Origin of the sequence: Cognaticolwellia beringensis (genome assembly GCF_002076895.1) — a bacterium.
Classification (GTDB): domain Bacteria; phylum Pseudomonadota; class Gammaproteobacteria; order Enterobacterales; family Alteromonadaceae; genus Cognaticolwellia; species Cognaticolwellia beringensis.
On record NZ_CP020465.1, the window covers coordinates 1,957,645 to 1,971,374 of the forward strand.

The following is a 13,730-nucleotide window of genomic DNA, read 5'->3' on the forward strand; positions in this document are numbered from 1 at the left end:
TTTTTTGAGCCAAATTTTGGAGCTCCACATGATAAATTTACACAAAAATCATCGCCTTTGGATAACCAGTAGTGCATTGTTAATGGCGTTAGCTGTACCAAAGTTATCAACAGCTGCGTTGCTGAACGACAAATTAGAACTGCCACAGATAAGCTATAATTTGCAGGATCCTACTACAACAAATTACAACGCTGTTGACAATACGTTGGTTGTTAATTCGTTACCGGTATCACTTTCATTACCAAACCTTCGCCCAATATTCATCAATCCTGTTTCTGGTGGCGAAGAACACTTTATTATTAATATTAGCGTTGATGAAACCGGTGCCTTAATTGGTGGCAACCCAGGCCATGATTTATACGTTTATGGTGAAGTTGATGTACCCAATGTAGGTACAGTATCGGGTAAATTACTTACCGGTGAGGTCAGTGCTTTTGGCTATTTAAATTCATCAACGAATAACGATTTAGTAGATTTTAACTTTACGATCACTGGAGGATTACTGCAAAATTTATTTCCTACAGGCGTAGTTTCTGTCTCTCAAATAATGGAAACCTCTAGCTTTAAAGGTGATTTTACTATTGACTTTGAAGGTGAATCTAAAGGTACGTTAGGTGCAATTCCTGCCACAACCGCTATTATTGGTGACCGTGTATGGTCAGATCTTAATGCCGATGGCATTCAAAACTGTACCGACGGTGGCGCAAACGATGCCAACTTCCCTGCCGATGGCATAATCGGTAACGCGGGTGATTTTGGCGCAGAATGTGATGCGGGTGTTGCTAATGTTACTGTTAATTTATTAACAGCTGGTGATGACGGTTACTGTGGTTCAAGTGACGAAGCGTTTGTTGCTACTCAAACTACCGATGCTAATGGCTTTTACAGATTTAATAGTGTTCAGCCTGGTTCTTATTGTGTATCAATAGTGAAACCGGCTGGCACTGAATGTACTATCGACAACATGGGTGGTGACAATTTAGCGGATAGCGATTTTATTGATCAAGGGGATGGCACTTGTCAAACCGTTGATGTTGACCAAAACCCTATTGTAGTAGCTGCTGGTGACAAAGACCTTTCTTTTGATGCGGGCTTAGTGGGTTCAAGTGCTTCACTTGGCGACCGTGTATGGTCAGATCTTAATGCCGATGGTATTCAAAATTGTATTGATGGCGGTGCAAACGATACTAACTTCCCTGCCGATGGCGTTCTAGGTAATGCAGGTGATGAAGGCGCAGAATGTGGTTCTGGTCTTGCTAACGTTACCGTAAACCTATTATCAACAGGCCCTGACGGTTTCTGTGGTACGGGCAACGAGATGATAGTTGCTACTCAAACTACCGATATTAATGGCTTTTATTTATTCGAAAATGCAGAGCCTGGTGCTTATTGTGTATCAATAATTACCCCTGCAGGTTACGCATGTACTATAGATAATATGGGTGGTGACGATTTTGCTGATAGCGATTTTGTCGACCAAGGTGATGGTAGCTGTCAATCTGTTGATGCTAATCAAAACCCTATTGATCTTTTACCTGGCGACAATAACCTTTCTATTGATGCTGGTGTAATACGTTTACAAGCAGCACTTGGTGACCGCGTATGGAATGACCTTAATTTAGATGGTATTCAAAACTGTACAGATGGTGGTGCTAACAATCCTAGCTTCCCTGCAGATGGTGTTCTAGGTAATTTAGGCGATTCTGGTACAGAATGTAATTCAGGTATTGCTAATGTAACCGTTAACTTATTGTCAACTGGCTCTGATGGCGAATGTGGTACAACTGATGAAATGATTGTTACGTCACAAACTACAGACAGCAATGGTTTTTACTTGTTTGATGATATTACCCCTGGCAATTATTGTATCGCTGTAGTTAAACCTGCAGGCTATGAATGTACTGCAGACAATATGGGCAATGACGATGTTGCCGATAGCGATGTGGTTGATCAAGGCGATGGTACTTGTCAGACGGTTTTTGCAAACCAAAACTCAATTGAAGTGATAGCAGGTATCAATAACATTACTTTTGATGCAGGGCTTGTAAGCTCTATGGCTTCATTAGGTGACCGTGTATGGGAAGACCTAAATGGCAATGGTATTCAAGAATGTGCTGATACAAACGGTAATGGTATTGTAGGCGATACGGGTGATATGGGTGCTGAGTGTGGTGCTGGTATTGCAGGTGTCGGTGTTTCATTACTCGAAAATTTTGATGGTGATGCAAGTTGTACTTCAGGTGATGAACTTGTAATTGCAAATACCACTACTGATTCAAATGGCTTTTACCTTTTCTCAGACCTTATAGCGGGTAACTACTGTGTAGAATATACGCTACCTAACGGTTATGTATATACGTTGCAAAATCAAGGTGATACTACCTTTGATAGTGATGCAGATGCAGTCACAGGCCGTACAGCTAACGTAGACGTTATGACTAATCAAACTAACTTATCTGTTGATGCCGGCGTTATTGCTCCTGCATCTATTGGTGATACAGTTTGGAATGACCTTGACCGTAATGGTTTGTTTGTTGATGAGCTTGGTGTTGCTGGTATAAGCGTAGCATTGTTTAATTGTACTAATACTCCGGTAACCGACATTTATGGCAACCCTGTGCTTCCAACAGTTACTGACAGTAATGGCTTATACAACTTCGGTAATCTAAAACCGGGTGGATATACGGTTAAGTTTACTACCAGTGCTGGTCTTGAGTTTACTACTGCTGTTGTTGGTCCTGATGTAATGGATAGCGATGCAGAAAACTTTAATCAAGATGGCACTATGGGTACAACACGTTGTATTACTTTAGCCTCAGGTGAAAACAACACGAATATTGATGCTGGTATACGTTCAATTAATGAATCACGTATTGGTGACTTCGTATGGAATGACACTAATGCTAATGGTATTCAAGATCTTAACGAGCTAAGCAATGGCATATCAGGTGTACCTGTTGAACTGATGATGTGTGATGCAAACAACATACAGACTTCAACCGGTATAACGACTAATACCAATGCGAGTGGCTTGTACTTCTTTGAAGGCCTTTCTGCTGGTAGCTATGCAGTTAAGTTTGATTTAGCTTATTTAACTCAAGCAGGATACATTGTTAGCCCACGTTTTGTTGGTATGAGTACTGACGTTGATAGTGATGTTAACCCAAGTAATGGCACTAGCGAATGTATCGATTTAGGCGTGCGAGACCAAAACCTTACATTGGATGCAGGTGTTTATTTACCGGCTAGTTTGGGCGACCAAGTATGGCTTGATAGCGATAGCAATGGCGTGCTAAACAACGAAAATGGTTTAGATGGCGTAATGGTTGAGTTATTCGACTGTAGCAACAACTCTGTTTTTGATATCTTTGGTAATGAAGTAACGTCTGTGTTTACCAATTCAACAGGTATGTACAATTTCACTGATTTAGTGCCTGGTAATTATAGAGTTAAATTTACGGCTCCATCAGGTTTAAGTTTTACTAATGCTAATGTTGGTATTGATGAAACTATAGATAGTGATGCAGAGAACTTTGACGGCGATATGGGTACAACAACTTGTATCACGCTAGGTTCTGGTGAGCAAAATATAGATGTGGATGCAGGTTTTGTTGCTCCTCTTGCTCAATGTGCTTTAGATATTAATGCTACTTGTGCAATTATTCCTTCACTTCAACCGGTTGACTTTGTATGTAGTGACGCGAAAGACCTAGACACCTTATCAATGATTTGGGATGGTCAAGATAATGTCAACATTGTTGCTTATTACGGTAAAACTGATGATACAGAGTTAACGACTCGCAGTAATGTTAACAATGGCGATGTGGTTACTATCAGTGGCTTTGCTGGTGCAGGTAATGACATTGATTGGGAAGTATTCAATGCTAACGGTGATAGCCTAGGTACTTCACGTTTCCATATGTCATGTTCTGATTCTGGTATGAATGGCCCTGAAGATTGTGGTGCTCCGCAAGGTAATAGTAAAAACAATGAAGCAGGGCTTTTAAATAGCTGGTTACTAGACGGTTTAGCGGGTGAAAATGGTGTTGCGTTAGTATGTAACTCACCTACAGATCCTATCGCGACTGCAGAAACTTGTGCTTACGAAATGCCTACTAATGCTTCGTGTGATAGCAAGCCTGTTAATGTGAGTTTACGTTATCTTGGTGGCGATTGTGTTATTAGCAACACTCAAGGTGGTAAAGCAGAATGTATCGTTGGTGGTACAGCTGGTGACAATGTTCGTATCAAAGTTAGCAATGGTAAGACAGGCGGCAAGGCTAAAGTATTCCTTGATACCGTTCAAGCCAATGTAACTATTGGTGATGTTGTTACTGCTACTTCTGCAGCAGCAAATGAAAATGATTTTGATGCAAATACTATAATTGAAATCTTTAGCGCTACAGGTAACTTGGTACAAAAAGTAGCTATGCATACTTCATGTTCATTACCGTTAAGCTTGGGTGACCAATATGGTGCAGTTGATTTAGTTGCTATGGATACCAAAAGTGGTCAATCAATCTCTGCGGGTGTTGAAATGCTGTATAACTACACCATTGTCAACAACAGTACTGAACGTTTTGTTGATGATGCATCAGATAGCTTTGGACCTTTAGGAAAGCTTGATCTAGCAGCTCAAGGTGGCAGTGCTGAATTGACTCGTACTCAGTTTGTTTTACCTGGTGTTGATAATGTCTTTAACAACACGCTTACAGTCACTGGTAACCTTAGGCCTTCTGGTATAGCGTGTAGTGCTCAAGATACTGTTCCTTTAACGGTTGTAGTACCTGAAAAACCATCAACACCAGAGCAAGTCCTTACTTGTAGTGACATAAAACCATTAACTGAATTATCAATGGTTTGGAATGGCGCAAATGGTACAACAGTTACAACAGCTGCAGGCCAAGTGTTTGAAAATCTACAGAAGGGTAATTTGATTAACTTCATTGTTGACAGAGATACTTATGGTAATGATTTTGCTGTTACGCTAAGTGGTGCTGTTAGTGGTTCTTCGGCATTCCATTTGTCATGTTCTGATGACTTTATGGATGGTTCGGATGACTGTGGCTCTGCACAAGGTAACAATAAAAACGATGACAATAACCTAGTGAACAGCTTTGCATTAAATGGTATGACAGGTGAAACTGGCTCATTTAGCTGTGACTTAACCAATACAGGTGTTGTTGAAGCTGTTTTAGGTGCGCCAAGCAGCGGTTCAGTTGGTGCAGTTAGAGCAGAGTTTAAGGACTTAAAAAAGAAAGAATATAAGTTCTATATTCATAACGACAGTAATGAAGATGTGTTTATTGAACGTATTTCTGTTGATTGGCCTACTTCTGTAAACGGTGATTTAGTCGAAATCAAGAACGGTGGAGATAAAATCTACGATACTGAAACACAGGCTTCACCGGTCAGAGTGAGTAGCTGGGAAAAGTCACAAGATAAAAGAAAAATTAAGGCCGATGATAAAAATGAGATCAAGATCAAGTTTGACGATAAGGTAGATAAAAACTTGAATAAGTACTCAGTAGAAATTGAGCTGAGCACTGGTGAAGTTATCACCCTTAAGTAGCTAAGTGGATAATTAAAAGTATTTAGTATTTTTAAATTGATAAAAGCACGCTATATAATAGCGTGCTTTTTTTTTGCAAAAAATTCAAGTCATCAGCTGTGCGAAGCTAGACAGGTATACATTCCTATTTTTCTATAAATAAGTAATCCCCATCGTTGATTCCATTTATGTTAAGCATTTCTGAATGAAGTGAAATAATTATCTGTAGCTTTATAAAGGCAGGTCTGCACTGTTTGAACTGTCTGAGCTTGGCAAGCCTCTCATTAAATTCGAGGTTTATAATACCAAGTTAATTAGCAGCACATTTTTAATGATTAAAATTAACAATGACGGCGTTATAAAATTTATAAGTAGAATAGCTACTGACTACATTTTATGCATTGTCATTATCCATTTTCCCTCATGAAAAAGTAGAACACTGAATTAAACAAATTAGTATAAACAAAACTTTGTCTTATTTCGGCTTTTATAAGCTAGGAAGTGCATCGTAACTGAGTCAATATATTCGGTTATGACTTTTTTACGATGAAAGTTATACAGGCTTAGTCTGTAAATATTTCATTTGATGCTATATAAATGTTCTATACTTAATAATGAAGATATAAATTAATCTATAATTATCAATGCATTATGGATTTTGTGTGTGTTGGCATGAATAACGCATTAAGTGAAGGGTAGTTTGAAGCTAATTAAATAAAGGGGAATGCTATGTTGAGCTGGGCACTTACATTTTTAGTTATTGCGATTGTAGCTGCAATATTCGGTTTTAGTGGTATCGCAGGGGCAGCAGCAGGTATTGCTAAAATTATATTTTTCATATTCGTTGTGTTGTTGGTTATCTCATTAATCGCCAATGCTATTCGTGGTAAATCACCAAGACTTTAGGGAAAAAAATTATGACTATTATTAAAAAATTATCAATGACACTGATTACACTTGTTACCGTATTGGGCTTAGCTGCCTGTAGTGACGATAAAGCTGAAACAGCAGGTGAAAAAGTAGATGAAATGGTACAAGATACCGGCAATGCCATTGAAGATGCAGGCGATAAAGCAGGTGACATGGCTACTGACGCTGGTAATGCCATTGAAGATGCTTGTGAAAAAGTTAAAGAAGGCGTAAAAGCTAAAGACACTGATTGTTAAATAACAGTGGATAAATTTTTAAAAAAGGCCTGAATAGGCCTTTTTTATTGTTTATTTTTTAGGAATAAAGCCACATGTTTAAGATTACGACTTAATACTATTTTAGTGAGTGTAAACCAAAGGTATTACCTTCAGTATCAATGCCTAATGTTATAAAACCATATTTGCCAATTGACATTTTTGGCCGCTGAACAACACCGCCAGAGCTTAAAATTTTAGATTGCTCTAATGCGCAATCATCACAGGAAAAATAAATAAGTGTACTATTGCCACCAGCTTTAAATCCTGGCATTTTTACTAGTGCACCAGCAGCGCCATAAACGTCGTAATTTGCAGGAAAAGCTAACATCTCAACCTGCTCATTACTGGGATCTCCTATAGATTCAAAACTGGTATTGAATACAGACTCATAAAAATTTCTCGCACGTTTTAAGTCGTCAACGTAAATTTCAAACCAGCCTACCGGATTTTTAGTCATGTTATTCATTCCTCGAATTAAAATATTTAGCTCCACTAATCATTAAAGCTAGCAGAAATTATGAAGCTGTACGTGTTTTTATCAACTAAGACTAAATAATGCGTAATATTTCAGAATTGCTTTTGATGACTATTACGAGAAAATAATCTGTTAACCGTACTTGAATTATCTCAACAGCTAAGTAATAAGCTTAGATAAAAATTGATTATTTGACATAATTTTATATAGTTTATGGTAAGGCCATCTAATTATTTTATTAATAGTAATTAATTATCAATGTTTTATGAAAAAAGATGTGCGGCATGAAATGTGATTATATATCAGTGGAGGCTTGTAATTTGATAGATAGAGGAACATATTATGTAAGCTGAACGCTTACATTTTAAAGTAGAGTTATTATCGTAACAGCCTTTGATTTTATTGGTATCGCTGATGCAGCGGCCGCTATTTCAAAGATTATATTTTTCATTTTCGTTGTATTGTAGATGATTTGATTAATCGGCAATGCAATTCGTGGTAAACACTAAAAATTTAGGGAAAAACACATGACTTTTAATAAAAAACTATCGACCTCACTTGTTTTATTTATAGCAATGTTTGGGTTAACAGCTTGTAGTGAAAAAGAAGCAGAAGAAGCCGGCGACAAAGTTGAGAAGGTCGTTAAAGGTGCTGGCGATAAAGTAAGTGAAATGAAAACAGATGCAGGAAATGCACTGCAAGCTGCGGGCGAAAAAGTATCATCCATGAAAGAAGGTGCTGGTGAAGCTATTGAAGGCGCGGGCGAAAAAGTCAGCGAAATGAAAGACGATGCAGGTGAAGCTATTGAAGGTGCGAGTGAAAAAGTCAGCGAAATGGCTAGCGATGCGGGTGATAAAATAGGTGAAATGAAAACAAGTATTAGCGACAAATTCGGTTCAATGAAAAAAGATGCGGGTAACGCCATTGAAGATGCTTGTGAAGAGGCAAAGGAAGGGGTGGATGCTAACGATGATGATTGTTAATTTAACATCATAAAAGCAATAACTTCAGTTTAGTTATTGGCAAAATAAAATTAAAAAGCCCTTGTTATTCAAGGGCTTTTTATTTGATATAAAATATCCGCATAATTAACTTAAATTTTAATGGTAATCGTTTGTTATTAAAAAAGGGCCTGTAATCGAGCGAAAAGTCCAGCGAAGATAAACTTCATTTGTATTACTTATCATCGACGTTGCTGACAGTAATTATGTAGCCGTCTTCAACATACTGAAATGTCTAAAACATTATTGCCATCCTATTCTGTAAAAATAAGTGTTTTAACAAATTTATTATGCTACTTTTAGCGTATTAACTTTTTGATAAACATTAAAAATTGAAGTTTTTTCAAGAAATGTCATATCGTTGAATAGGACTAAATTGTTAGCCTTATTTGATGCAAAAAGTACCAAGTAATTCAATATTATTGAGGTTACATACTTAGCTCATACATTTAAGCCAGTGGTTGAAAAAAAACCATCAATGCTTTCAAATGTAGAACATTGGAGATGTTTAGTAATGCCAAGTAATTCGAAAATTAAAATATTAGTGAGTGATGACGATCTCACTGCTCGAATTATAATGCAAGAAACACTCGCCAGCGACGATATAGAAGTGCTGGAAGCTGAAAATGGCAAGCGCGCTGTAGAGCAATTTGAAAAGCATCAACCGGCGTTAATCCTACTCGATGTATCCATGCCGCTAATGAATGGCTTTGAGGTGTGTGAGCACATTAGAGCGTTAGAAAGTGGCAAGCATGTGCCAATTATTATGGTGACCGGATCTGATGATTTGGAGTCAATTCATAAGTCGTATTCAGTAGGCGCTACTGACTTTATTGCTAAGCCTATTAAATGGGAAATATTAGCGCAGAGAGTAAAATATATTCTCCGTGCTAGCCAAGCTTTTGCCGACCAAATGTCACAACAGAAAGAGCTTCATAAACTGGCTTTTTATGATGCCTTAACCGGTCTGCCAAATCGGTTGTTATTACTAAAAGATTTACAAAGCTTTTTAGCGATGGCTCGTCGGAACGACTATCAAGCGGCTATGTTGTATATCGATCTCGATAGATTTAAACGAATTAACGATACTATGGGCCATAGTATCGGAGATAAATTACTGAGAAAAGTTGCCCATCGTTTACAAGAAAATATGCGAGACAGTGATGTGTTTTCTCGGGTTGGCGATGAAGAATTAATGAGTAACGGACAGTTATCAAGTTTTGGCGGTGACGAATTTACTATTTTCTTGAGTCAGTTACGCAATTCAAGTGAGGCTATGTTGGTCGCTGAACGCGTAATTCAAAGCTTCATCAAACCATTTAAACTAGAACAGTTTGAAGTTGTGATCACTCCAAGTATCGGCATTTCTATTTTTCCAGACGATGGTGAAAATGCGGAGTCTTTACTGAAAAATGCAGACACGGCAATGTATTCGGCTAAAGAGGCTGGACGCAGCTGTTTCAAGTTTTATCGCGACTCAATGAATGCAACAGCGGCAATACGCTTACAACTCGAACAAGACTTACGTACAGCATTAAAATCAGGTGAAATTGTCCCTTTCTATCAACCGCAAATTTGTGCTGAAACAGGTAACATTGTTAGCGTGGAAGCACTAGTCAGATGGTTACCTGCACAAGGCGGTATTATTCCACCTGATGAATTTATTCCGATTGCTGAAGAAACAGGTTTAATTAACGATTTAGGGCTTTTAGTTTTACAGCATAGTTGCAAGCAGGCTAAACAATGGTTAGATCAAGGTCATAGGATACGGGTTGCGGTAAACGTATCTGCGCATCAGTTTAGGCAGCTTGATTTTACTCAAGTGGTTGAAAAAACACTTAAGGAATGCAACCTACCGCCGTCGTTACTCGAGTTAGAATTAACCGAATCAGTTATTATGAGTGATGCGGAAGAAAATATTAAGCGATTAATCGAGTTGAAAAATTTAGGTGTTACCTTGGCGGTTGACGACTTCGGAACCGGTTATTCTTCATTAAGTTATCTAAAAAAATTCCCCATTGATATTCTTAAAATAGATCGTGCTTTTATGTGCGATGTTAACTCAGCACCTGACGATATTGCTATTGTAGAAGCTATTTTAGCCTTAGCGAAAAGTTTAAAACTTGGCGTTATTGCCGAAGGCATAGAAGAAGCTGAACAAATAGACATACTAAAGAGCAGTAAGAACTTATTGTTACAAGGTTACTTATTTTCACGCCCATTGGCTGCCGAAAAAATCACTCCATTGTTAAATCAGAATTTTACTCACTTTATGCAAAATTAATCATGAATAAATTGCAAGCCATTGGCACTTTAGCTCAGAAGAAAAATAGTATTACGCTTTTTATCGATAGTGAAATTAACGCCACTGCTGATTTCACCAACATGCTAAAGACTATTCAGGCGCAAACTTCTGCTATGGGTATACAACTGCAAACATTAGCATTGTCAGGTGATTATGGCGACCAATCAGCAATGTTTGTTGCATGTCAAAATGCAGCGCACGCAGAGCGACTAATAAATCGCTGTAATCTAAAATCTCAACAAGTTTTTTGGTTGCAAGAACAGCCTCAGCAGAAAATTCAGGAAAAACTACCAAATAATCATTGGTTTATTGACTGGCCTAATGAGCAAGCTTTGTTGCCTATTTTATCTTTGTTAGCTCGTTATAACGACATATATAGTGCTAAACAGCATACTGAGCAGAAGTTTAGCTTACTGACTGAGTGTTTAGGCGAATGGGTAGTGACGCTAAGTAATGAAGGAAAAATAGTCGAGCTTAATGCTGAGCTGTCGACAGTACTGGGTGATTCAAGTGCATCAGCAATAGGTAAAGATTTATTGTCTTGTATTAAAATTCCTTCTGATACTGCCAAAATTCGAATGGAAAACATTTTATCTGATCTTGAACGAACAGGAGCAATGACAAGGTTACCGCCTTTTCCTATTCAATTAGAGAATACCGTCATCATTGTCGATGGTTTTGTCGGTTCATTACGCAACCAAGATAATTTACTTATTATGCGCCAAGTCGCGACGTGGCAAAGTCAGAAATGGCAAGAGCAACTTTCAGAGCAAAATGATCCTGTAACGTTATTGCTGATAAATCCTGATGATTTCGCTAAATTTAATCAACAACATGGTCGTGAATTAGGTGATCAAGTGTTGGATGAAATTATGCTCGGTTTGACTGATTTACTGCGCACGGCTGATTTTGTCAGCCGATATAGCGGTGTGGTATTTGCGGCACATTTACCTGAAACTAATGAACAACAAGGTCAAGCACTGGCCGCTCGAGTACGACAAATGTTAGTGAATACGTCGTTTACTGAGAAAAAATTAAAGTTAGATTTTAGCTTTGGTTTAGCATCACTCGATACTGAACAGCAGTTAGGAGAACAATCACCTTTAGAGTTGTTTAGACGAGCGAATACCGCTTTACAAGCTGCTCGCAGCATAGGTGGCGGTAAATTAGTCGGCTGGGAACCGCAGTTTGACGCTAACATTACGGCTAATTTAGATCGCATGAGTGGTAAGTTCTCAGAAGCACCGGAAGACGATTTTAGATTGCTTGCACTGCAATGGGACTTAATTCGCTTAATTGGCAACACACATTCATTACAAATATTTTCAAAACAAATTTGTCAAACGCTGACCGCAGGAATGCAATGTGAATATGCCGGGTTATATTTAGTTAAAAACCATGAATTAACGATTTCATCTTGTAGCACAGCTAAGCAAAATATCGATGTTGATATTATACATAGCTGGGTTAACGCAAACATTCGTCTTGATAGCTTAGCGAATTTAATAGATAAACCAATGCAACCTTCCAACTCATTTTGCCAAGCTATAGTGCCATTGTTCACTCGTAGTCAGTGTTTAGGGCTAATTTTATTACGTTGGCCGCTTGGTGAGCAAAATAACGCTGAAAAATATAGTGGGCAATTAAAGCAAGTCACACCCAATTTGGCGGCTGCGATTGATCGTATTTTACTACTCGAAAATGACCAGCGTAGAGTGCTTATAGCCAATAGCACTATGGGTGACCAGCACGAATTACTGTTTGAATCTCCAGCCATGCGTGCCGTTATGCAACAGGTACAGTTAGTCGCACCCACCGATGCCTCGGTACTTATTATTGGTGAGTCTGGTACTGGTAAAGAGATCATAGCAAGACAAATACATAACCAAAGTGCTCTACTAGAAAAGCCTTTCATTACCGTCGACTGCAGTACTATAGTGGAACATTTAATAGAAAGTGAGTTGTTTGGTCATAGAAAAGGTGCTTTTACCGGTGCAACAAGTGATCAGCCCGGCATGATTGCCCAAGCTGACGGTGGTACCTTGTTTTTAGATGAAGTAGGAGAACTGCCGCTAGATATTCAATCCAAACTTTTGAGATTTGTGCAAGAAAAAACCTATGTAGCGGTGGGTGACCAACGAGTACGTAAAGTCGATGTTAGATTAGTATTAGCCACAAACCGAAACTTATTAGATGAAGTTGCTATGGGCCGCTTCCGCTCTGATCTTTATTATCGGATTAATGTTTTTACCGTCAACTTGCCTCCTTTGCATAAACGTGGCAATGATGCCTTATTACTGTGTCGTCATTTCTTAGCTAAATTTAGCCAACAATACAAAAAAGACATTATTGATTTTACACCCGCAGCGATAAACCTTTTGCAGGCTTATTTATGGCCAGGCAACATCAGAGAGCTACGAAACGCGATTATGCGGGCCGTTATACTGTGCGAAAGTAAATTAGTCGACAGTCAACATTTGGAGCTTCAAGAGCAAGGTGATATTAAGGCATCAGCAGAGCATAAGCTGTCGTCTAATCATGAGGCTATTACAGATGAAACTAATGCCAATATAGGGCAATATGAAGATATATCGGTATTACTGAGTAAATTAGTCGGTATAGCTTTACAGCAAACACGTTTATTTCCGATAAGCGCTTGGTTAGAACTACAGTGGTTAAAAGTATGTTTAGCTAAATGGGGCAGTATGTATCAAGTTGCTTTGCAATTAGACCAGTCTGAATCTACATTGCGACGTCGCTTTACTAAGCTTAATGGATTAGACCTTAACCTTCCTCAATTGGTTGATTCAGCTGGTGAATGCGATAAGATATTAGGGCATTTACTAACAGGAGACTCCAACAACTTGTTGTGGTCTAAAATTGAGACGACATTACATGAAATTGTAATGAAAAAAGAAATCAGCCAACAGCAAAAGGCACAATTACTCAATGTAACTCAACCGACATTGCGTAAAATTTTACAACAGGTACTCGCTTAATAAAACCTTATGCTTATTTGATGTTTTGTGTTCAATAGAGCACAGAACTCGCTTCTACACTTCAAGTAATTTAATCGTTATAAATTTATAACGATTTAGTCTCTGTGCTTTAGTGCCCTGGTCATGCTTGGTATAAATAATTGCCGAGTGAGATTAACTTTAGAACATGTTTAATCTGTTTAATCCCACTCTGCATATTTATTTATTGACTA

Annotated in this window: 7 protein-coding genes; 6 read left to right on the forward strand and 1 reads right to left on the reverse strand. The window is 38.3% G+C overall.

Features of this window, described 5'->3' with window-relative positions; translation table 11 throughout:
• The first annotated feature begins 28 nt into the window (after positions 1-28).
• From B5D82_RS08300 to B5D82_RS08310, 3 genes are all read left to right on the forward strand, one after another.
• Positions 29-5,572, forward strand: a complete 5,544-nt coding sequence (locus B5D82_RS08300; RefSeq protein ID WP_172820632.1) for an SdrD B-like domain-containing protein — start codon at positions 29-31, stop codon at positions 5,570-5,572.
• Between the two features lie 708 nt (positions 5,573-6,280).
• Positions 6,281-6,457, forward strand: a complete 177-nt coding sequence (locus B5D82_RS08305) for a DUF1328 domain-containing protein (protein ID WP_081150692.1) — start codon at positions 6,281-6,283, stop codon at positions 6,455-6,457.
• Between the two features lie 11 nt (positions 6,458-6,468).
• Positions 6,469-6,717: a hypothetical protein gene (locus B5D82_RS08310; protein ID WP_081150694.1), complete on the forward strand. Its 249-nt coding sequence runs from the start codon at positions 6,469-6,471 to the stop codon at positions 6,715-6,717.
• 97 nt (positions 6,718-6,814) lie between these two features.
• Here the strand turns inward: B5D82_RS08310 and B5D82_RS08315 are convergent, their stop codons facing one another.
• A complete protein-coding gene (locus B5D82_RS08315; RefSeq protein WP_081150696.1) occupies positions 6,815-7,195 on the reverse strand; it encodes a VOC family protein in 381 nt (126 codons plus the stop codon).
• A 797-nt stretch (positions 7,196-7,992) separates the two neighbouring features.
• Here B5D82_RS08315 and B5D82_RS20315 point away from each other — a divergent pair.
• The 3 genes from B5D82_RS20315 to B5D82_RS08330 all read left to right on the forward strand — a co-directional run bounded on the left by B5D82_RS20315 (position 7,993) and on the right by B5D82_RS08330 (position 13,518).
• Positions 7,993-8,196 (forward strand): hypothetical protein, encoded by a 204-nt coding sequence (locus B5D82_RS20315; RefSeq protein WP_425429889.1) that lies wholly within the window; start codon positions 7,993-7,995, stop codon positions 8,194-8,196.
• A 532-nt stretch (positions 8,197-8,728) separates the two neighbouring features.
• Positions 8,729-10,498: a two-component system response regulator gene (locus B5D82_RS08325; RefSeq protein ID WP_081150700.1), complete on the forward strand. Its 1,770-nt coding sequence runs from the start codon at positions 8,729-8,731 to the stop codon at positions 10,496-10,498.
• Between the two features lie 2 nt (positions 10,499-10,500).
• Entirely contained in the window at positions 10,501-13,518 is a 3,018-nt protein-coding gene (locus tag B5D82_RS08330) for a sigma 54-interacting transcriptional regulator (protein ID WP_245807589.1), read from the forward strand.
• The last annotated feature ends 212 nt before the right edge of the window (positions 13,519-13,730 follow it).

Bases quoted from the DNA above. Each gene is read 5' to 3' on its own strand.
- B5D82_RS08325 (WP_081150700.1), top strand. From the start codon at position 8,729: ATGCCAAGTAATTCGAAAATTAAAATATTAGTGAGTGATGACGATCTC.
- B5D82_RS08315 (WP_081150696.1), bottom strand. From the start codon at position 7,195: ATGACTAAAAATCCGGTAGGCTGGTTTGAAATTTACGTTGACGACTTA.
- B5D82_RS08305 (WP_081150692.1), top strand. From the start codon at position 6,281: ATGTTGAGCTGGGCACTTACATTTTTAGTTATTGCGATTGTAGCTGCA.
- B5D82_RS20315 (WP_425429889.1), top strand. From the start codon at position 7,993: ATGAAAGACGATGCAGGTGAAGCTATTGAAGGTGCGAGTGAAAAAGTC.
- B5D82_RS08310 (WP_081150694.1), top strand. From the start codon at position 6,469: ATGACTATTATTAAAAAATTATCAATGACACTGATTACACTTGTTACC.
- B5D82_RS08300 (WP_172820632.1), top strand. From the start codon at position 29: ATGATAAATTTACACAAAAATCATCGCCTTTGGATAACCAGTAGTGCA.
- B5D82_RS08330 (WP_245807589.1), top strand. From the start codon at position 10,501: ATGAATAAATTGCAAGCCATTGGCACTTTAGCTCAGAAGAAAAATAGT.